Source organism: Rothia sp. HMSC036D11, assembly GCF_001814205.1.
GTDB classification, from domain to species: domain Bacteria; phylum Actinomycetota; class Actinomycetes; order Actinomycetales; family Micrococcaceae; genus Rothia; species Rothia dentocariosa.
In genome coordinates this window covers 1-20728 of record NZ_KV815286.1, presented here as the reverse complement: position 1 = coordinate 20728, position 20728 = coordinate 1, and the positions used below count along the sequence as shown (strand labels likewise).

Below are 20728 nucleotides of genomic sequence, written 5' to 3'. Positions count from 1 at the left end.
GCGGGGTCAGCGGAATGACCCCTCCCCCGCCGGGGCCGTCCTCTAAATAGGAGAGGCGCGGTTCATGGGGAACTTGAATATGGCTTACTTCATGTTCTCCCGAAGGGAGCTCGGTCTTCCGACCCGAACTCTCCCGAAAGACTTTACCGTCTGAGGTGCTGTACTTGGTGTCGTATTCAGTTTGGGTGCGCCACGTCCCGTCAGCTTTTACCTCTACCGTTCGGAAGGAATCCTTTGAAGTCCAACTACCGTCGGGGTTCACATGAACAAAGTTTTCTCCATCGCCCATTTTCATTTTAGATTCCCAGGAACCATCCGCGAACAACTGCGAACTTCCTTCACGACCAGTTTCTGCGGAATCCTTCTGATCCCACGTACCGTCTTCAGAAACACGTATGGCTGAACCTTTACTCTGCCAAGTCCATGCCCCATTCGGGCTGACGATAGCATCATCATCGATTTTCCTCTCTGAACGTGGACGAGGCTTGCCCGCTTTGTTCTCATCCGTCAGGAGTATGCCCTCAAGTTCAGCGGTAGCATGCTTATATTCATCGGTTCCTGGCACTGCCTCTTTAACAGGCATTCCCAAAGGCAGAGACTTACGAGGCTTGAGCGGAATAACACCGTTTTCAGGGACGATCTCATCAAGTTTATAGGTATCGGCGATCGAGCCTTCATCATGATCTTTCGGGGTTGTAACCATCTTCCACTCTAGCGGGGTAAGAGGTTTTTCCTCCCCCAACTTCGTGTTCTTTTTGATTGCCGTACCGTCAGGTTTTCCCGTTATAACCGCGTTCGCCCTTTCGGTAGATTCCCAGCTGCCGTCGGAACGCATCTCAGCTTTTTCTGGGGAACCCTCACTCCCATATTTTTTCTCGATGGTCCACGTGCCGTCAGCATTAACGTGAGTTTTTTGTTCACTGGAAGAACCTTTTTCGATTTTCTCCCAGGACCCATCGGCGTTGAGGGTAAATTCTTCCGTAGAATCTTCCGAATTTTTATTCTTCACCTGGAATGTGCCATCGGCGTTAACCGAAACCGATTCCGTGCGTCCATTGTTATCTTCTTCGACAGTCCACGAACCGTCGTCCTTGAGCTTTACCTTCTTCGTTGAATCCAAAGGCTTCTGATCAGAGCGCGGGCGCGATGTACCGGCCTTATTGTCGTCAGTAAGCCCAACGATCTGCTTCTCATGCGACGTTGCAGAAGCTGAAGAGGATGCGCCGGAACCGCCATGAGTAGAATCTCCCGAACCGATTCCTTGTACAGAAGTCGAGCAAGCACTGAGTGCCAGCATGAGAACACATCCGGCAGATAGGGGACCAAATACGCGAGTGTGATTATCATTCTTCATCGGAAGTTTCCTTACGGCTATGTAGTCTATGCGGTGTTTAAAAATACCTTTGCCCTCAGTCTATGGTTCTTGAACAGACCCGATACCGCTAACACCCCACGCTTTCTTCCAACACTCAGCGAATATAGAGTACGTTCCCATATTTCTTCCAGCAAAGCTCCAGGCAGAAGGGTATTTCAGACACAAAAAAGGTGGCGCATCCAGCCGTAAAATCTGGATGCGCCACCCTACTACCGAGAGAAGTTCGGGGTTACTGAGCCTTCTCCCCTGGTTTAAGCGGGGTACGCGGTTTGAGAGGAACAACGCTGTTGCCGCCTACGCCGCCTTCAGCATAAGCAATCGGGTTTACAGGAACCGTCGTAGGGGTAAGCTCTTTCCCAACTTCACGTTTCTCTTGGCCTGGTTTCTCTTGGTAGACCTTGCCGTCGGCAGTTCCGTAGAGGGTAGAGTACGAATCTACGCTGCGCCACGTTCCATCGGCCTTAACCTCCATACCCCTAGCGCCTTTAGTCAGATCCGTATCGCCGCTCTCGCGTACTCGAATCCAGCTACCATCGGGGTTTACGTGAACCCGCTCGTTCCGTTGCGCGTCAAAACTTTCCCAGGTGCCGTCGGCATTCAGATTAGCTTTATCACCTTTATTATTAGTCCACTCCCAGGTGCCGTCGGCTTTGGTGGTCATGGTATAGCTCTCGCTCTTATATTCCCATGAACCGTCCTCATGCACTGTCGCTCCAGGGTAGGGGTCTCCATATGTCGAGGTCGGCCGCGGCTTACCGGCCTTATTATCATCGGTCAGGGCTTTTGAGGTAGCGCTCGAACTTGCCGAAGCCGAGGCGCTGGTGCTGCTGGAAGCTGAGGTGCTGGGCGATGCGGTTTCCGAAGCAGACGCGCTGGCACTCGACGAGCTGGCGGCGGAAGACGAAGGTGCCACACTGTTCACCGAGGAGGAGCAGGCGCTCAGGGCGAGCACCGCAATAAGAGCGGCGGAAAGCGGCATCGCTAGACGACGAGGGTTATACATAGAAGTCTCTTTCAACAGTGATTATTGCACGGTGTTTATAGCACCGACTTATTCATTCTATCGGCATCTCTCCATAAAATGCAGAATATATCCTTCATATTTTAGAAGGACTGCATCGTATTTTATGTTTATCGAGGTAAAAGGCGGCAAGCCTAGAGCGCATAGATTCGCTTTCTCACGGTAAATAGCACGAGGGGGCTGTAAAATCTTGAGAAAGCATTCGATACCGCCCACACGGAAGGAGGGATGCATGCGCATCAGCCGCATCTATAACAATAATGTCGCCCTCACCCGTGATTCCTACGGGCAAGAGGCGGTAGTTATCGGGCGCGGACTTGCCTTTGGTAAACGCAAGGGCGATCTGGTTGATCCAACTAAGGTCGAGCAGACATTCATTCCCGAACACGATATTTCCGCCGAACGGCTCAGCTGGTCACTCTCCGAGATTCCCCCGGAAATTCTTGCCATTGCCTCCGAACTTGAAACGAAGGTTCGCAATACCCCCGATATTAAAATCGCGAACTCCTTCATCATTCCTTTCGCAGACCACCTGCACTATGCTGTTGCCCGCGCTCGCGAAGGACTGCAGGTTGATTATCCTCTCGCACCCGAGGTAACGCTGCTGTATCCGCGTGAAGTTGAGTTCGGGCGTCAAGCGCTTGACCTGGTACATGAGCGTTTGCATCTCACCCTAGACCCGCAGGAAGCCATTCCTTTGGCGTTACATCTCGTCAATGCCCAGTTTGCAACGGCCGATATGTCGCGGGCTTTCCGCATGACTGAGGTTTTTGCGCAGGTTTTTGATGTTATCGGAGCGACATATGGCAAGCCGATAGACACAAATTCCATGTCGGCGGCGCGGTTTATTACCCATCTGCGCTATCTCTTCGTACGTGCCGATCGAGAGAACAATAAACAACAACGGCATATTACTCAGCCCGGTGTTTTGGCGGCGCTTCGGGCGGATGCGCCCCAAGCCTTCGCATGCGCGCAAAAGGTTCTTCTCCTATTAGAGATGCAGCTCAATCAGCCGTTACGCCAGGATGAGCTCACATATTTGACGATTCATATTGACCGCCTCGCCCAAGAGATGTGGGGTTCTTAAAATTTAAACTCATCACCTCCGTGCAATAAAAATTCTCTTGACCGTCAATAACGCAGAATTTTTAATGTTTTATTCACAGTCGCAAGCATTTTTAGTCGAAATGCACTTTACCCCTGACACCCTTTCCAAAACTCAATATATTCCTATATTGGAATATAAGAATATACGCTATTAGTGCATCAAATCGTTTGATAACCCTGCGGGATGCGCGCTCCGGTAGACTGGTACCGGGCGCGCATCCCGTGATTTTTAGCCACCACACAGACCTGAGGAATCCCATGAAAAAACTGATGGCATTCGATTTGGATGGAACTCTGCTTTTTGACCGGACCATCGATCCCGCGAATGTACAGGCTATTCACCGTTGGCAGCAGGCCGGGAATCTTGCGGTGTGTGCGACGGGGAAAAGTATTTTCGCCACGAAACTTGCCCTCGATAAGACCGGCGTGACCTTCGATTACAACGTGCTGTACACCGGCGCGGTTGTGACCGATGCCGAGTACAACATCCTCCACGCGCAAACTCTGCCGGTGTCGGTGGTGCGCGCCTGCTATGAACGGTTCAAAGAAGAACCGGGGGTCGCTCTTTTTGCCACGACTTTAACCCATGACTATCGTCTGGCGGATAATGTGGGGTCTTCGACTAATATTCTGCCCGAGTTCCTGCCGCTGGCAGAGTCCGAGATTGATACCCAAGATTATGTGGGCGTGCCCCTGTGGATTCCTGAAGACGATGCTCGCGAGCGCACCTACCGCTGGATTCTTGAGGAGTTCGGTGATTCAGTGGATTGTCACAAGAATCAGGATTTTCTGGATATTGTGCCCCCGCGGTGCACGAAGGCGACCGGGCTGGCGTGGCTTGTGGAGTATCTGAAACCGGTTGAGTATGAAACCTACACGATTGGGGATTCCTGGAACGATGTACCCATGCATGAGTGGGCGGATCATGCGGCGTCGTTCAGCTATTCCCCGGATGATGTGAAGGCGCGAACCGAGGTTTCGGTGGATCATGCGTGGGAATTTATCGGCTCTTCGTTGGGTGCGTAGATTCTGCGTTTCACGTGAAACTTTTTCCGAAAAACAACGTCTATAGATTGTTAAAACGGGGTAGATAGCGAATGTCTTCAACGAATAAAGGACGCAATCCCGAGAGTTTTGGCGATGCTTTTCGGCAGGCCGCCCGTGAGTCTTTGGTGAAGAACCAGCGCGAGCGTTCCAGCGATATTGTTTCTATTGCCCCGATTCAACTGGCGCTCGCCGCGTTGGCTATAGGTATTTATGCCCTGTGGAATAGTTGGTTGTGCTTGATTCCGCTGGGAGTGGTGCTGGTGCTCATGTGGGTGCGTTACACCATGCAGCGTTGGCGTGATCGTCGCCTGTGCCATCTCGTCTTCTCCCAAAAGGTACCCTTCCCGCCTACAGCTTTTCGAGGATACGCAAGAACTCTGACACGGTGACCGCTCCTTCGAGTGGGGTGACTCCATCTTGGAAGACCATGTAGTAGCGATAGCCATTGCCAGACCTGTTCGCCCACCTGAGTCCGAGTTTGAGCTTGCGCCTTGAGTCGTCGTTCTTTAGTTGTTCACCCTTGGTCTCGACAACGACGACGGTGCCGTTGGCGGTCATCAAGACGAAGTCCGGGTAATGGTTGAACGGCCCATTGAGGCAGAAACCCTTGCGTTCAATGATCCGGTGCCACCAGCGAACATTGTTCATGCCGGAGAAACGCCCGGCGAGTTCGAGCTCGTCATTGTTCATCTGGTCTTCGGCCTCATATAGCGACCCACCAATGAGGGAGCTGGCATGAATGGGCTGGATAGCTTTAGGGAACGCATACAGCTCTTGGATATCAACGCGCCGTGTCTCGATGTCCTCGTAGAACTTCTTGAATTTATGTTCCTCTAGCAGACCAAGAATCTTCTGTTTGATTTTCTCCGCAACTGCTTGGGGATGCTCTTGGTAGGTCAGAAGTTGTTCACTACCGAAAGCATCTACAACTCGACCGATATAGGACCGGAGGTCTGAATCGTTGATCGAGTTGATCGGTTTTAGACGCATGTAGACAGCTTCGGCGGCATTGCGTTTCTGGCTCTCAACACTGAGCTTCGAGAAATGCTCGCGCATGAAACGCTGATCTGTGCTCGACATGCGGAAGGCTTTGGGCACATCCACCCCCTTTTGCACGTCGATGCGATACATCTGCTCATCGGCTGCTGACAGATCAATCTCAATGTCCTTGTTGAGGAGTACGAATCCCGCCGCCAAAGCCTCATGACGCAGAACATCGAATTCGCCGCCGCCGGTGGAAAACAGAGCTGATTCGGGAGTCCTGATCACAAACTGTGGTAACCGAGTGGTCTCGATGTCGTCAGCAAATTCAGGGTTCACGACGCTCGTGTCCACAGCATCCTCCAAGTCTGCAGGAACGAAACCCTCACCCATCTGAGCAGCTTCTTCAGCTTCCTGCTCATAGTCCGCACCCTGCTGAGCCGCCTGCTCGATCATCTCTGCCACAGCAGGATCCGCCGACGGCTCCTGTGAACTAGCAGATTCTTCACGCGCATCAAGATCAGCTGCAACCGCTTCTTCGTCAAACTCCAAAAACTCTTCAACATCCACACTCTGCTCCGGGTCTGCAGGCGTCGGGGCAGGTTGGGTTGACTGGCTCGTGTTGGTGAAGTCGAAAGCTACTTGGTCGGCTGCGCGGAAGTCGCGCTTGGAGAATCCAGCACTGTTGAGACCCGCAACGATCTGATTGAGCGTGGCCCCGAAATCGTTCGAGGAGGTCAACACGTAACTCATGTTCAACAGCGTGTTCGGCTGCTGCTTAGTGTGGGGTTGGCGCAGAACACGGCCAAGGATCTGTTCAACATCGACCTGGCTGGTCTTGTTCGCCAAGGACGCCAGAATGTAGGCGAAGGGGCAGTCCCAACCTTCTTTCAACGCGTTCACCGTGATGATGAACCTGATCGGGCACTCTTCGCTGAGCAGATCCACGCCCTTGAGCTCGTTTACGTCGGCGGTCTTGATCGCGATCTGCTCGGCAGGAATACCAGCCTTGACGAGCTTGTCACGCAGCCGCTCAAACGAGGTAGCGTCCTCGCTCGTCTTCGGCTGAGCCTGAAACAACACGATTGGGCGAATATAAGCGCCACCACTTTCATACTGCTGTGTAGCAGCGACTTCTAGTGAACGGCGCAGGTCGATCGCGTCTGTGACAACATCCTTTTGCGACGCTCGGTTGTATGCAATGACCGGAAGTTTGACCATGCTCTCGTTCTTGAGTGAGAGCGCATCCACATACGAGATCACGTTCGCTTGCCGCTTCGGGGTTGCGGTCAGATCAAGAATGAATGCAGGGTTGAAATTCGTGAGCATCTCCTGGCTCAACGTGCTCGTCGCATGGTGCGACTCATCCACGATCACGACGGGATTCAACTGGTTAATCACCTGGAACAGTGCAGTCTCATCCGCGTTCTCGATCGGCTGCTCCGGGGCACCAAACGCGGTCGCGAACGAGGCGAGATTCCCATTAGCTTGGTATGCCTTGCGCCCGTCCTTTGTTCGTGAGCGGAACGAGTCGTAGGAGAGCACCATCACTGACAGCTGCTCAGCCACCGTCGACGGGCTGAAATTCTGCCCTGCCAGCAACTCTTCTTTCGAATACACCTCAACACGGCCACCAAAATCAGCGTTCAGCTTCTGCCGATACGGATGGGCCGGATTCTTCAATGCCGCCAAGGTTTGCGTCAAAATCGAATCTGAGGGCACCAGCCACACTACGACCTTCTTCCGTGTCGGTGGCAGAGCCTCGAAAATCGGCTTCACTGATGCACACGCCAAAAACGTCTTCCCACCACCGGTCGGGACCTTGTAACACACGTGCGGGACGCCGTCGATCACGTTCTGGTAGCCCGGCATCTGCGGGGTGCCAACCTCGATCTGACGGGACTCCCAAAACACTTTGAACGCATCGCTCAGAGTGGGCTGCTCGTTAAGCTGGGTGAGGTAATCCTCCAGATCGGCAATCACCCGATTTTGATACTTCTTCAACTCCATGACCAACACTCCTTAGAGACGGGTGATATCCCGAGGGATCTTCTTAAACGTGATATTCAGCGAGCGCAGCTCCTCATCCGACAACAAACACGTATCGGCATAAATAACATACGAACTAGCCGCACACTCGATCGGGATAGAGGCCAGATAGTCACGATCCAAACTCGTCACACGATCTGGCTCGAACACGAAAAACAACGACGCATCCTCATGCCGTCCTAAGAAATACGGATGGGCACTGGTCGGATTCGAGAACGGCTGTCCCGTCTCGGTGAACCACACATACTCACGAACCCGCTCAAGAGGAACATCAGGATTCAAATCGCCCTCCACAAGCAGCGGCGCTCCAAGCTCATAGAAGGAGAAGTCACCTCCCGTACCCGAAACATCATGGTCGTGTGACTGCGTAGCGACAACCTGCAGATAGGAGCTACCCGATTTACCTGTCACTTTCGTGACGATCTTCGGGCGTGACACCTTGGTGTACTTGCCCTGAGCCTCCTCATAAATCTTGTTCGCCTCGGCGAGCAGGCCATCGGCTTTCTTCATCGCAGCCAACGTGAGCTTGTGCTCGTACAGCGTGATCGATTCTTCTGACTCGCCCTTGTATTCAGTGATCGCGCGACGGACACGCTCAGCGGTCACTGAGTCGGCATAATCACCCAGCTCGACAAGGATAAATGAACGCTCACCTTTATCGGACTTGTTGACGTTGAGCACTGCATGTCCGGTCGTACCCGATCCTGCAAACGAGTCGAGGACGACATCCCCAGGTTTAGTCGCGATCTTCAAGATCCGTTCGATAAGCCGAGTTGGCTTCGGAGTATCAAACGCGACACGGCCATCGAAGATCGCACGGATCTCCTTCTTCGCCTCATCGGTATGCCCAGCAACCTCATACGACCAAAAGTTCGTCGGAAGCAGACCACCCACACTATCGAGATATGTCTTACGACGAACGCCGCCTTCGCCACCTTTGGTGAAGTAGAAACGCGGCCACTGTCCGCGCTCATAGACAGCTTGGGCATCTGCCCGTGCCTCTTCGAATGGCTTGACCAGCATTAGGGCCTTAACCCCAGGACGGACTTCATCAGTGGAGATGCCGCATAGCTCAGCACGTTTTTCGGCATCATTAATATCCCTGAGTTCGTACTCGGTCCATTCGGAGAAAATAGGAAGCAGACGCTCTTGACCGTATCTCCAGTGATTATTCACAGTTGGATAAATCAGTTCACCGGTGAAGGGGTGTTGAATCGCGTAGACCATGCCCTGGTGGGTAGCTGCTCCCGGAGCGAATGGATTATCCGAAGTCCAGGCTCCTGAATCATTATCGGGATTCTTATAAATCGAATCCATGTCGGCTGTGCGTTCGAGCTTGTTGGGGTTCCATCCTGGCTGTTTGGAGAACACGAGCAAGTGTTCAACCTCGGCAGGGATTCCTTTGGAATCATTACGGGTCGAATAATTTCGCTGCCACGAGATGTCAGCCACAAAGCATCGGGCTCCGAAGATCTCGTCGCAAATAGCTTTCAGATGCGCGGCCTCGTTGTCATCGATCGAAATGAAAATAGCACCAGTCGGTGCAAGCAAACGCTGCAGCAGGCGCAGGCGCGGATACATCATGCATAGCCATTTGTCGTGGCGCGAGAGGTCTTCGCCTTCCTTGCCAACGACTTCACCAAGCCATTTCTTAATTCGCGGGTCGTTGACGGCGTCGTTGTAGATCCAGCCTTCGTTACCTGTGTTATAGGGAGGATCGATGTAGGTACAGTCGACTCTTCCTTCATAGCGCGGCAGGAGGGCTTTGAGGGCTTCGAGGTTGTCGCCGTGGATAATCATGTTTTGCGAACCGTTATCCTCCTGATGCTGCCCGTGCTCGTCATAGGAGTATTGGCGGTCGAGGACACGATAGGGAACGTCGAGGTGGTGGGTGATCACCTTGTCTTTGCCGACCCAGTTGAGCTCTGGCATTAGCGTTCCTCCTTAGATTCGTGAGGGTTGTTGGAATGTGGTTCTTCTGCGGCTTGACCGGCGCGAACCCATTCGTCGATTTCTGAGAGTTTGAACTTCCACACCCTACCGACCTTGTAGGCGGGAAGATTGTGCGTCACGATCCATTTCGTGAGGGCGAATATACGCCACGCTTATTTTCTGAGGGTCTTATGTTCTTTTCACAGAAGCAGCATCTTTTACCCTATTCTCCACAACCTCTGGAGCATCAGGAAGATCCTCCGGCAGAGGTTCTGCATCCATATCCACAGCCGGTTCAGCAACTTCTTCATCAAGACGCTGCACCACCGGTTCGCCGATCTCTAGTTCTGATTCATCGGGACGTTTGAGCTGAGCGCCAAGATGCGTCAGTTGATCGCGGTTAACCAAGACAACTAACACCAAAGCGTTCAGGAAAAGACCGACAATAAAGAAAATCCAGCCGATCAGCATAAACCTTCCTCCACTGAGCACAGCACCTACTATCAGCAGTGCCGCCGAGCATAGATATGCGGGTGAGAGAAGGAATTTTGTGTTCATAGCAGACCTTTAGCGAACGTTTGAGCGTGGGTGAGAGCCTCGTGAACCGTTGGGTTTTGAGGGAAGAACTCCAAGTTTACCGGCGTCAGACTCGCGGGTCGAAGACTGCGCGGCTTCATCCGATGCGGAGTTTTCTTCTTCACCATCATAAGCCCCGTCATCACCCTCACGACTGTCATGACGCTCCGCATTTTTATCGCGCATAGCGCCCACAAGGTTATTTTCCATCTCACTTAAGCTTGTCACTAAAGCGGGTGTAGGCTCTCCTTGAGCCTTGGAAATAGTGACCATATGTGCAAGAACGTTCAATCCCAGCGCGGCAAGAACTAGAATCCATCCGAGCCACAGCAGCCATGTCTGTGAGAGGCTAATCAGCAAGGCACCGACCACGATAAGAAGTAGGGAGGTGAGATAGGCGGGCGAAAGTTTTTTAGAATTCATGGGTTTTCACAGCTTTTCAATTATGAAGAAACGCATAAAATATTCGTACACATTATGCGTTTGAACGGCGTAAAATTCCTCTTAATCCAATTTTAGATGATATGAGGTCTCAAAGCATTTCATACCGTGAATTTCCTTAATTTTCCCAGGTTCACGGTGTGAAAATCATAGCTTAACGTTGTTCATCAAATATGGCATTAGAAACATATGGCGAAGAAGGGGCATCCTTCACGATGGGAATAGTCGAAGTTCCCAGATGACTGCGGAGCATGTTATACCTTTCAAGAGCTACACTTCCGGCGGGCAACGAAGGCAGAATAAAGTTATTATTCGTGCGCACATTCTCAGCCTGAACCAGAATATCCAGCTTACGAATTACTCGGGAAACATCGTGGGAATCGTAACGATCCTGAGCTGAAATTACCGCACGTTGTGCCGCCATCAGCGCCGCATCACGCAGACGAATATAGTCGCTTCGCTTATCCTTGAGCTTTTCGATATGGGGCTTATATTCCTCGGGCAGGCTCTCGATAATCTCGTCGCGGCGAGTAATAGCGGTGTACATATCCTTCACGCGAGCGTAGGTCTCTGGATCAACCATTGCTTTTGCTTCTTCCTGCAGGGCTTCCAAAGCCGCATTCTGAGCCAGTTTGAGCAGTTCGGGAACGGCAGTATCTTCCTCATGGTTCACCTGCACCTTCAAGATCCTCACCACAAACGGCAGGGTCAGTCCGGGCACCACGAGGGTAAAGAACAGAACCGAAATCATGATCACGATAGCGTCTTCGCGCACCTGTTCCATACCGTCGATCATGGGAATAGAGAGCGCAAGAATCAGGGTCACTAGGCCGCGCATCCCCGACCAGGTCATCACGATAACCTCGGCGAAGGATTCAGGAGCGCCTTCATGCACCGGGCGGGCAGCCTTACCAATCAGCCAGATTACCGAGAACCACACAAGACGAATTATCATTGCGACCACAGCAATAACGGCACCATCGACGAAGAGACCGGCAATACGCTCTGAGTTGGCTTTATAGATAATTTCGCTCGCCTGCAGACCGATCAGCCCGAAAGCAATACCGGTCATAAGCAATTCAATAATCTGCCAGAAAGATGAGGTCGTTAGACGATCCTCTGCTTCTAAGGCCACCAAATACTTAGTGCTGGTGAATTGAATTGCGGCAATCACCACGGCAATAACGCCGGATGCATGAATATTTTCTGCCACCAGGTAGGCAGCGAAGGGAATCACAAGAGTTACGGCATTTCTCGTCACCACATCGTGGGCGCGCAGACGCACATAACCACCGATCCAGCCAAACGCAAAACCGATAATAACCGCTAGAACCGAGCCTAAAGCGAAGTCCCTCATAACTTCGAGTGGTTCGATGGCGTGGTGCTCCTCCATCGAATGAATAGCAGCATGAAAGAGCACAATCGATATAGCATCGTTGAAACTACCCTCAGTCTGGAGCGTGCCAATCAAACGTCGTGGAATACCGACAGGTTCGGCAACGGCCTCAACAGCAACGGGATCCGGAGGCGAAACTGCGGCACCGAGCGCCAGGGCGACAGCGACCGTCATTCCGGGAACCCACCACAGGGCAACACCGGCAACGGCAAGCGCAGATGCCGTGGTGAGCAGCACCGAATATAGGAGAACGGACTTCCAGCGGCGCCGGAGTGTACCCCAGGAGAATTTCACACCGATGGCCCACAGCAGCGGCGGCAGGAAGATCGGCAGAATAATATCGCTGTCGATTTCAATATGGGGTCGATCGGGAGGTAGCAGCAGCGCTCCAACACCCAGGATGGTCATCATCACGGGCCAGGGAAGATTAAGGCGATCGCCAACGCTCACCATAATGACTGTTGCAAGTAGAATCAGAACTATAACGGATAAGTAGAGCATTGTCTCTCGTATCAACCCCTTGTATTTTTAGATACACTCATACTCAACTTTACCGGAGAGTCACAGGTAACAGCCCTTCTCGCAGGAGAGTTCGGGTAATGTTCACCTACAAGACGAATAACCGTAAGGTAATACTATTCCAATTTTGGAATATATCGTTTTTACCCCGCAAAGACAGGGAACCCCTTCACCAAAATCAACCTCTGCGATCTTGGTGAAGGGGCAATTATATTCTGTGAGGGAAGCTGAATGCTATGCCGACCCACAGCCGCCGGAACCGCATCCGCACCCACCGGAGGCAGCGGGTTTCGGAGCCTCAACCGGCTGAGCGGAGTCGTGCCCGCCGCAGCATCCACCTTCGGAATGCGCGTGCTGTTCTGTCGAGACGGAATCGGATCCACAGCCGCCCGAGCCACAGCCGCATCCACCCGAGGATGCGGCAGGCTCGCTTTCGTGCCCGCCGCAGCATCCGCCGCCATCAACGGAACCGCAGGCTGAGCCGCGTGCCTCACGGTGGCCCATCAAATCAACACCGAGCTCCGAAAGATACGCTAGGTACCCGGCGAGCGCATCGCGACTGCCCGAACCGGCGATCACAATCCCGCCGTGACGCAGTGCTTTGAGGGTTTCATTCACGAGCGGCCAACGCTCAATATCATCGGTAATGGTAATAGCACTCACAATATGCATAGCCAAAGATGCCAGCGAACGCAGCGACTCTTCGTAGCCTTCGGGAAGGTGAATAACCTTATCGGGGGCGGCAAGCCGCAAGACGGAGAGGATGCGCATCAGCGTCATCGGAACCGCCTGCTGAGGTAGTTTTACGGTAATGCCGGTAGATTTCCCGGCCCCTAAAGCCACCATCCGGTCAGCGAGTTCATGAGAATCAATATCTTGGCTTATATCTAAAATTTCATAAGAATCAATAGAAATTGAACGTGTACCTAATGCTTCAGCTAATTCCTCATCTTCAGTATGAATTGCTATTACATTGCGAAATTCTTGGCGGCGAAGTGCAGATGCTGCTTCAATAAGCGCAAAATCTTGACCGTCTTCAGTGCTCAGAAGCGACTGCGCTTCATCGCGGGTCAGCGCCTCTCCCCCGCTAATGCGTGCCACAAGTTCGGAATATGCGTTACTCATACCATTTATTAAACACCTACGTAAGCCTCAATTTTTACAGTTATGCCACTAGCAATTTCTATAGTTTTCTACATAAATACAATTACTTCTTCATACTCTTTACGAGAATTTATAGGTGTTTTTCATGACAGCAGAGAGATTTCACCCGTAAAATAGACGTGTGGTACTTTCTCAAGCAAAAATTTTAGACACAGCATTTGATCTTCTGGTAACCAATGGTTTAGCGGATTTGTCGATGCGCCGTTTGGCAGCTGAACTTCAAGTTGCTCCCGGCGCCCTCTATTACCATGTCAAGAATAAACAGCACCTTTTGGTGCTTCTTGCGAACTATATCTTGGATAAGAAAGCTCCAAAGGAGCTTCTTATGCCCGCGGATTCTAAGGATCCAGAGGCAGTGAAAGAGTCCTTGATCGTGCGCGGACAGGTTCTTTTCGAGACTATTTATTCCATTCCAGAATTTCCTGAAGTTATTCGCCTAGCATTGGCAACTAATCCTGAGCGGCTCAAGCCCGTGGCGGCCATTGCCTATGACGCACAAAATATGGGGTTTGAGCCTGGGGAGGCGCTGCGCCGCGCCCGCATGCTCATTCACCTTGCCTTGAGCCTGGTGGAAGAGGCACAGGCTATTCCTGTATTAACTTCGCTGACTGCGGAAGCCGAAGAGAATCCCCTGCAGGAAATTCCTAAGCCGGTGTGTGAAGCATATACGGCTGATATTTCCACCGCGATCGATGGGCTCATGCTCTCCAAATAATTCCCGCATACAGATGCATATGCATCAGCCGGGGCTGCTGCCGTTGTGCAGTCGTGCCCCGGTACGCAGGCGTGCAGATGGTATGTTGAAGAGTACCGTTTTATCGCATTGCCTGAATGGAGTTCTATGACGACCACCGCAATCCCGCAGTGGGCTTCTCTGCCCGAACATCAGGATGAAATTCAGCGGGTACGCCAAGCGTTTCGACAGACCTATGGTAAAGAGCCCGATGGGGTATGGTCCGCTCCCGGTCGTTTGAACCTCTTGGGTGAATACATCGACTTTCTGGGTGGTTCATGCATGCCCATGCCGCTACCCTACCGTACCTACATTGCGGGGTCGTTGCGCCGAGACGGGGTGCTGCGCGCATCCTCTCTGCAGATGCCCGGAGACGAACGCACAATCGTGATTCGGGATATTCAACCCGGGCATATTAAGGGCTGGTTCACCTATGTTGCCGGTGTTGCGTGGGCGATGAATCATGAGGGTGGTCGCGATATTATGCTTCCCCGCCAGTTCGGGGCCGATCTGCTCATTAACTCGCGGGTTCCCGTGGGAGGGGGGCTTTCTTCGTCCGCCGCTTTAGAATGCTCCACAGCACTGGCACTTCTTGACCTTTCCTGTCCGCTGCGCCCCGGTTGCCCGGATACAGATGCGGTTCCTTCCGACCGCTCCCCCGATAACGATGCACTCCGGGCTCGCCTGGCACAGGTGTGCATCACCGCAGAGAACAAGGTTGCGGGCGCCCATACCGGCGGACTCGATCAGACGGCGTCGCTGCGGTCAAAGCCAGGCCAGGCCTTGGTCGTCGATTTTCGTGATTTTTCGATAGGCCCTATTCATCTGAACCTGCAGAAGCACGGGCTAAGTTTTCTTGTTGTTGATACGAATACCCCGCACGCGCTGGCGCATAATGGTTTTGCCGCCCGGCGTGCCGCCTCTGAATCGTGTGCGAAAGCGCTTGGTCTCACCTTTCTACGTGATGCTCTTCCCGAAGATCTTACGTGTGCACACCACGATGAACGCGAGGCTAAAGAATGGCGTTTGGAACTGGTAGATTCTTCGGTTAATCGTTCTCTGACAGCGTTAGAGGAACGTGAGGGCTCGGCAACTTTCCCGCGCGGTTGGGTCCGCCATGCGTTTCACGATATGACGCTGGTGGGGCGCGCCAGCTACCTGCTCAAACATGCGGATGAGCTGGGGTATCGGGCTTTTGAAGAGGCCGGGCGCATCTTTACCGAGTCCTTTATTTCAATGCGCGATGAGCTCCGCGTCTCCCGCCCAGAGATCGACGCTGCGGTTGAAGCCTGCCTGGCACACGGGGCCCTAGGGGCGCGCATCGTTGGAGGCGGTTTCGGCGGCGCCGTGATGGCTCTTGTTAAAACATCCCGACTTGAGGAAACAGCTCAGGCGATCGCCCAAGCATACGCCGAACACGGGTACGCCGAGCCTCGTTTTCTGCCGATGGTTGCCGGTTTTCCTGCGGATTGTGATTGGCTCTCGGAGAACTTTAGATAAATTTCACCCTAACTCATGTCATGATATTTCGAGGGTTGTTTATACTCTGTACAACCTCTACACTGTGTTTCAACCAGTCACCCAAAATAAAGGAGAGTCTTATGGGTTTCGATCCGAAGAACATCGTCGAGCAGGGCATCGACAAGGCAAAGAACCTCGTTAACGACAAGGCAGGTAAGGAAGTCGTCAACGACGAGCACACCTCGAAGGCTGAAGAGGTCGTCAATGAGAACGTCCAGAAGATTACCGATAAGTTCGGTAAGTAAGACTCTAGTCTTCAAAAATTCCCCGCACCATGAAAATGAATGCGGGGAATTTTTCTGTATTCGAAGGCCTTTACCAGCAGATTCATGATTCTTTCGCCTATGCTGGAATTATTGTCTCAAACGCTCTGTTTTTGTAGTGTTAGACAGCCCGCATGCAGCCTGTTGCTTTACCCCGATGGGTCACAGTAACCGTGGCGGGCTCCCTATTGTGTTATACCTTTGGAGATCAAAATGCTCGAACGTCAGCAAGCAACCCAAGAAGACGCACGCAAAGTTCAGGAAGACGGCGGAGTCGTCATCTATTGGCGCCCTGGATGCCCCTTCTGCGAGCGCCTCGATTCGTCGTTAGGCGACCTGGGCAATCATGCAACCTGGGTCAATATTTGGGAGGATCCTCAGGCGGAGGCTCATGTGAAGAGCCTCAACGAAGGCAACGCGGTTGTTCCCACGCTTGATACCGGCGATATGCATTTCGTGGTGGCTGACCGACAAACCCGCGAAAAAGCCGCAACTCTCATTCGCAATACTCTTTCCTAAACCGCCGAAGGACTCCCCTATGCCGCGTCCACCGCTGAACCGCGATACGACCCTTTGCATTTCCCTGTCTGGACGACCGTCAAACCACGGCATCAAGTTCCACAATTATCTGTATGAGAAACACGGCCTTGATTACCTGTATAAGGCGATGACAACCACGGACATTGAGGGTGCTATCGCGGGTGTGCGCGCCCTGGGTATTCGCGGATGTTCCGTTTCTATGCCCTTCAAACAGGCGGTTATTCCGCTCATGGACGAGGTCGATCATTCGGCGCAGGTCATTGGGGCGGTCAATACTATCGTCAATACGGACGGGTACCTGCACGCCTACAATACCGACGTGATTGCGGTAGCTTCCTTGCTGAAATCGCATGCTGTTGATCCTAAGCTGCCGTTTCTTCTGCGCGGTTCGGGCGGCATGGCGGCGGCCGTTGCGGGTGCCTTCTACGATGCTGGGTTCCGGGCGGGCACTATTATCGCTCGCAATGAAGATGCAGGCACGGCGCTCGCACACAGGTACGGGTATGCGTGGGTGCCTGAACCCGGCGATCTTAGAGCCCCAGTGATTGTGAATGTTACCCCAATCGGCATGTCTGGCGGTGCCGAGAGCGAGCAGTTGGCATATCCGCAACCCACGATTGAGGCAGCGTCGGTGGTATTCGATGTTGTGGCGATGCCTGTGGAAACCCCGCTGATTCGTGCGGCTCGCACTGCCGGTCGTGAGGTTATCACGGGCGGCGATGTGATTGCTCTGCAGGCGGCTGAACAATTCCGGCTGTATACGGGCGTTACGCTTAGCCCCGATGACATTGCTCAGGCTGAGGCGCAGGCGAACTAGCCTGTATAAGCGTTCCTCTGGGTGCAGTTCGTTGATCGAACTGCACCCGTTTTTTGTAATTACACATCCTGGGTTTTAAGTTTTCCACAGGTGGGGATAAACATGGGGAAAACCTTACATGCCTGTAATTTCGAGATGATAAAGCCTTCTATCCACAGGTATTTACGGGGTACTAACAAATGTGAAATTACATCATTGTAGTTATTCACAGTGTGGAAAACTCATGTGGATAATCAAAAAATACAGGTGTTTTTCTGTGCTATAAAGCAATCGGTGGACCACCGTATCCCACTCTGTCCCCACGGGGAAACTTAGGATGCTGTGACCCACCGAAAATTAGTTATCCACAGGTATTTCGAGTATTACCTTCGGATACTTCGTGTGCGCTGAATAATCTGAGGTGCTAAAAGCGCTGCCGTGGCAAGAGCACCGATCACAAAACCGCCCGCGTGAGCCTGCCAGGAAATCCCGGGAACGAGGAATCCAAAGGCGACGTTCACGGCGATCATAATCATGAGGGCCCGTATATTATCCCGTTCGCGCAGAACCACCATAATCACCAAGTAGGCACCGATCAGCCCGAAGATACCGCCGGATGCGCCCACAACCTCCGCAGTTGGATCGTCCAGAAGAAGCACGCCAAAAGAACCGCCTACGATGGAGAGCAGGTATACGAGCAAGTACCGCCACCATCCCATCATCTGTTCAAGGGCAATACCAAAGATATAGAGGGAGAGCATATTCATCACAATATGTGAGTAATCGTTCTGTGAGTGCAAGAAACCACTGGTCAGCACGCGATAGTACTCCCCCGTGAATTCGGTGTAATCCCATTTCAGGGCAAACATGGAATACACCCAATACTGCGGGATGATGAGCTGAAGCAGATATACCACTACGTTAATCCCGATCAGGGTGTAAGTTACGTAGGGAACGAACCTGCGCGGTGCGCGCGCCTGATATTGGCGTCCATATAGCTCTCGGTAGCAGTCAGGACAGATCATCCCAACATCCAGATTAATTTGGCATTCCCCGCAGGCGGGACGCATGCACCGTTTACACCGTGCATAGCTCACACGGTCGGAATGCCGTGGGCAGGTGGGCTCCGTCTGAGAGCTATTTTGCTGTGGATTAGATGGGTAGTCCACGTTTTTCCTTTCATACGCTCTTACTCAGTCCCTCGGTTCCCGTGGTTTGGCTTATGGATGCGAGAAGAACGCAGATACGGTGAAGGACCCGTCCTGGTTGCCCAGGCGGGTCCTTTCCCAGCACGAAATTAGAGTTTCTTGATGTCGATTGAAGAGATAACGACATCCTTCACCGGGCGATCCTGTGCACCGGTTTCAACGCTTTCAATAGCGTCTACAACCTTCTTTGAAGCCTCGTCAGCAACCTCACCGAAGATGGTGTGGCGACCGTTCAGCCAAGGAGTCTCTGCCGTGGTAATGAAGAACTGCGAGCCGTTGGTACCGGGGCCTGCGTTCGCCATTGCGAGCAGGTAGGGCTTAGAGAAAGAAAGCTCGGGGTGAATCTCGTCCTTGAACTGGTAGCCGGGGCCACCAATACCCATGCCGAGAGGGTCACCACCTTGAATCATGAAGTCCTTGATAATACGGTGGAACACCACATCTTTGTAGAGCGGAGTGTTCATGACCTCGCCGCTGCGGGGGTGCTTCCACTCTTTAGAACCGTCTGCCAGACCGATAAAGTTCTCAACGGTCAGCGGTGCATGGTTGCCAAAGAGATCAACGACGATATCACCGTAGTTGGTGTGAATAGTTGCTTGAGCTGTTGCATTAGTCATAGGTCTATTTTGTCATGTTGTCTCTATGATGCGCTAGAAGCCGCGCTATCACGGCGTCACGTTAAATTTAGCCTGCTGAGAAAACACGGGCGGTTTATCAGTATTTTTAGCTGAGGTGAGGGTTTCAACAAGCATTTTTCAGGGTAATTCCTTATGCTGAGAGGTGAACATTTACCCGCGTACGTGAGGTATTGCGGTATGACTAATGGAGGTTCACGATGTTCTGCAAAAAGCGCAAGGCTCGTAAAGCCGCGAAGAATTCGGCTGTCGTCGCCGCTATGGCCATGGCAGAGAAGGCCGATGACCTGAATATCCCCGGGCACGCAGATATGTTTGCTGAGAAGCTCACCGGCAAGAAAAAAGCCATGAAGAAGGCTCGCAAGACCGCCTCAAAAACCGCACGCAAGGCCCATAAAGAGCTGGCACGCATCGAGCGCAACGGCGGTAAACGCCCCCGTAAGGGTCTAGCTCTGGTGGGTCTGGTTCTTGCGCTGGGGATTGGAGGCGTTGCCGCCTACAACGCGGCCCGTCCGGTTGAAGACCCCTGGAAGAGCGCCTAGTTACACCTCTCCCCCATATCCGAAAAGCCATTTTCTTGATTCCCTTGTTCTACAGGGTGGATCGCGGAAGATGGCTTTTCTGTTTTAAGGTTCCTCTACTGAGGTCATATAAGTCTGATGCCAAACCAACGTGCGGACACGTAATTCACTGTGTACGCCTAGTGGGTTCTAGAAGCTTCAAGATGGCAATCGAGGCGAAGAGAGCCGATACCAACCAGAGGAGATCTCCCCAGCCGAGAGACCGAAAGAACGCGACGCCAAAGCCCGTGATCATCGCGGATGCAGCTGCCAAGATTACCGAGGTGGTCAACGGAATACGGCGTGGCAGAAAGAAGTGGGCAGTCCACAGTAAAGCCATCAGGAAGAAAATGGCAGATAGTCCTCGCCACCACGGTTCCAGCTTGCTGATCCCAGCTTCGCCCGAGGTGATAACTGCGGCTATCCAGCCGATGATAACCAGTGCCACAACGGCCACGGCCATAAGACCTGAAGCCACACGGGACATGTCGTTATCCTTTTTCATCATATCGGTCATCAAGGTGCTCCCATCGCCCGAGCAGGGATTCTATCCTACTGTTTACACCTATCACGGTTAGATCACAAAGGGCGGCACCAAAAGCATCATTGGACGGATATTGGGCTGAATATTCAGCGCCGCAGTAGATAGAGCCTGCTGAATTATCTGGTGAAGAAGACTATTTCGACAAGGATAAGTCATATACACAGCAGAAGGCTAGTAGGTTCGGTATCGTGCAGACACGCATTCTGACCATTAGCCCGTTTATATATGCAGCAAGCAGGCAGATATAACAAAGAGGCCTCAGACATAACGTCTGAGGCCTCTTCGGAAAACTAGTCCGGCGACAACCTACTCTCCCACAC

The 20728-nt window shown here is 52.5% G+C and carries 21 protein-coding genes; 9 read left to right on the top strand and 12 right to left on the bottom strand.

The window, feature by feature from the left end; all coding sequences use genetic code 11:
• Both HMPREF2958_RS04465 and HMPREF2958_RS04460 read right to left on the bottom strand, forming a co-directional pair.
• Window positions 1-1354 (bottom strand): hypothetical protein (locus HMPREF2958_RS04465; RefSeq protein WP_070696960.1); only part of this gene is annotated, 1354 nt, incomplete at its 3' end.
• Between the two features lie 250 nt (window positions 1355-1604).
• A complete protein-coding gene (locus tag HMPREF2958_RS04460; protein ID WP_070696958.1) occupies window positions 1605-2378 on the bottom strand; it encodes a hypothetical protein in 774 nt (257 codons plus the stop codon).
• 250 nt (window positions 2379-2628) lie between these two features.
• Between HMPREF2958_RS04460 and HMPREF2958_RS04455 the strand changes: the two genes are divergently transcribed.
• The 3 genes from HMPREF2958_RS04455 (at window position 2629) to HMPREF2958_RS10700 (ending at window position 4939) form a co-directional block, all read left to right on the top strand.
• Entirely contained in the window at window positions 2629-3483 is an 855-nt protein-coding gene (locus tag HMPREF2958_RS04455; RefSeq protein ID WP_070696956.1) for a PRD domain-containing protein, read from the top strand.
• A gap of 278 nt (window positions 3484-3761) precedes the next feature.
• Window positions 3762-4529, top strand: a complete 768-nt coding sequence (locus HMPREF2958_RS04450) for an HAD family hydrolase (RefSeq protein WP_070696954.1) — start codon at window positions 3762-3764, stop codon at window positions 4527-4529.
• Between the two features lie 71 nt (window positions 4530-4600).
• Window positions 4601-4939, top strand: a complete 339-nt coding sequence (locus HMPREF2958_RS10700; protein ID WP_246828028.1) for a hypothetical protein — start codon at window positions 4601-4603, stop codon at window positions 4937-4939.
• On the opposite strand, the gene HMPREF2958_RS04440 is transcribed toward HMPREF2958_RS10700, so the two are convergent.
• From HMPREF2958_RS04440 to HMPREF2958_RS04415, 7 genes are all read right to left on the bottom strand, one after another.
• Window positions 4899-7541, bottom strand: coding sequence for a DEAD/DEAH box helicase (locus tag HMPREF2958_RS04440; RefSeq protein WP_070696950.1), 2643 nt, complete (start codon window positions 7539-7541; stop codon window positions 4899-4901). The two genes, HMPREF2958_RS10700 and HMPREF2958_RS04440, sit on opposite strands and share 41 nt — an antisense overlap.
• A 12-nt stretch (window positions 7542-7553) precedes the next feature.
• Complete coding sequence (locus HMPREF2958_RS04435) at window positions 7554-9512, bottom strand: site-specific DNA-methyltransferase (protein ID WP_070696948.1); 1959 nt, start codon at window positions 9510-9512, stop codon at window positions 7554-7556.
• On the bottom strand, window positions 9512-9652 hold the full coding sequence (locus HMPREF2958_RS10910) for a MerR family transcriptional regulator (RefSeq protein WP_246828027.1): 141 nt from the start codon (window positions 9650-9652) through the stop codon (window positions 9512-9514). The genes HMPREF2958_RS04435 and HMPREF2958_RS10910 overlap by 1 nt, the downstream gene beginning before the upstream one ends.
• Before the next feature lie 49 nt (window positions 9653-9701).
• A complete protein-coding gene (locus tag HMPREF2958_RS04430) occupies window positions 9702-9983 on the bottom strand; it encodes a hypothetical protein (protein ID WP_246828026.1) in 282 nt (93 codons plus the stop codon).
• Window positions 9984-10079: 96 nt separating this feature from the next.
• Window positions 10080-10511 (bottom strand): hypothetical protein, encoded by a 432-nt coding sequence (locus HMPREF2958_RS04425; protein ID WP_070696944.1) that lies wholly within the window; start codon window positions 10509-10511, stop codon window positions 10080-10082.
• A 172-nt stretch (window positions 10512-10683) separates the two neighbouring features.
• The gene (locus tag HMPREF2958_RS04420) at window positions 10684-12426 is read right to left on the bottom strand and encodes a cation:proton antiporter (RefSeq protein WP_070696942.1); all 1743 of its coding nucleotides are present in this window, start codon (window positions 12424-12426) and stop codon (window positions 10684-10686) included.
• A gap of 252 nt (window positions 12427-12678) precedes the next feature.
• Window positions 12679-13569 (bottom strand): biotin synthase, encoded by an 891-nt coding sequence (locus tag HMPREF2958_RS04415; RefSeq protein WP_070696940.1) that lies wholly within the window; start codon window positions 13567-13569, stop codon window positions 12679-12681.
• A gap of 160 nt (window positions 13570-13729) precedes the next feature.
• On the opposite strand from HMPREF2958_RS04415, the gene HMPREF2958_RS11220 reads away from it, so the two are divergent.
• The 5 genes from HMPREF2958_RS11220 (at window position 13730) to HMPREF2958_RS04390 (ending at window position 17482) form a co-directional block, all read left to right on the top strand.
• Window positions 13730-14323, top strand: a complete 594-nt coding sequence (locus HMPREF2958_RS11220) for a TetR/AcrR family transcriptional regulator (RefSeq protein ID WP_037231446.1) — start codon at window positions 13730-13732, stop codon at window positions 14321-14323.
• 126 nt (window positions 14324-14449) lie between these two features.
• Window positions 14450-15841, top strand: coding sequence for a galactokinase (locus HMPREF2958_RS04405; protein WP_070696938.1), 1392 nt, complete (start codon window positions 14450-14452; stop codon window positions 15839-15841).
• 101 nt (window positions 15842-15942) lie between these two features.
• Window positions 15943-16107 carry a hypothetical protein gene (locus HMPREF2958_RS04400; RefSeq protein ID WP_004005912.1) on the top strand — a complete coding sequence of 55 codons (165 nt, stop codon included), beginning with the start codon at window positions 15943-15945 and terminating at the stop codon, window positions 16105-16107.
• 231 nt (window positions 16108-16338) lie between these two features.
• Window positions 16339-16644 (top strand): glutaredoxin domain-containing protein, encoded by a 306-nt coding sequence (locus HMPREF2958_RS04395; RefSeq protein ID WP_048751390.1) that lies wholly within the window; start codon window positions 16339-16341, stop codon window positions 16642-16644.
• Window positions 16645-16663: 19 nt separating this feature from the next.
• Window positions 16664-17482, top strand: a complete 819-nt coding sequence (locus HMPREF2958_RS04390) for a shikimate 5-dehydrogenase (RefSeq protein WP_070696936.1) — start codon at window positions 16664-16666, stop codon at window positions 17480-17482.
• Between the two features lie 362 nt (window positions 17483-17844).
• Here the strand turns inward: HMPREF2958_RS04390 and HMPREF2958_RS04385 are convergent, their stop codons facing one another.
• Together HMPREF2958_RS04385 and HMPREF2958_RS04380 are read right to left on the bottom strand one after the other, a co-directional pair.
• On the bottom strand, window positions 17845-18630 hold the full coding sequence (locus tag HMPREF2958_RS04385; protein WP_070626971.1) for a rhomboid family intramembrane serine protease: 786 nt from the start codon (window positions 18628-18630) through the stop codon (window positions 17845-17847).
• Between the two features lie 128 nt (window positions 18631-18758).
• Complete coding sequence (locus tag HMPREF2958_RS04380; RefSeq protein ID WP_004005916.1) at window positions 18759-19286, bottom strand: peptidylprolyl isomerase; 528 nt, start codon at window positions 19284-19286, stop codon at window positions 18759-18761.
• Between the two features lie 218 nt (window positions 19287-19504).
• Between HMPREF2958_RS04380 and HMPREF2958_RS04375 the strand changes: the two genes are divergently transcribed.
• The gene (locus HMPREF2958_RS04375; protein ID WP_013398143.1) at window positions 19505-19846 is read left to right on the top strand and encodes a hypothetical protein; all 342 of its coding nucleotides are present in this window, start codon (window positions 19505-19507) and stop codon (window positions 19844-19846) included.
• A 145-nt stretch (window positions 19847-19991) separates the two neighbouring features.
• On the opposite strand, the gene HMPREF2958_RS04370 is transcribed toward HMPREF2958_RS04375, so the two are convergent.
• On the bottom strand, window positions 19992-20351 hold the full coding sequence (locus HMPREF2958_RS04370; RefSeq protein WP_141755793.1) for a hypothetical protein: 360 nt from the start codon (window positions 20349-20351) through the stop codon (window positions 19992-19994).
• Window positions 20352-20728 lie beyond the last annotated feature (377 nt).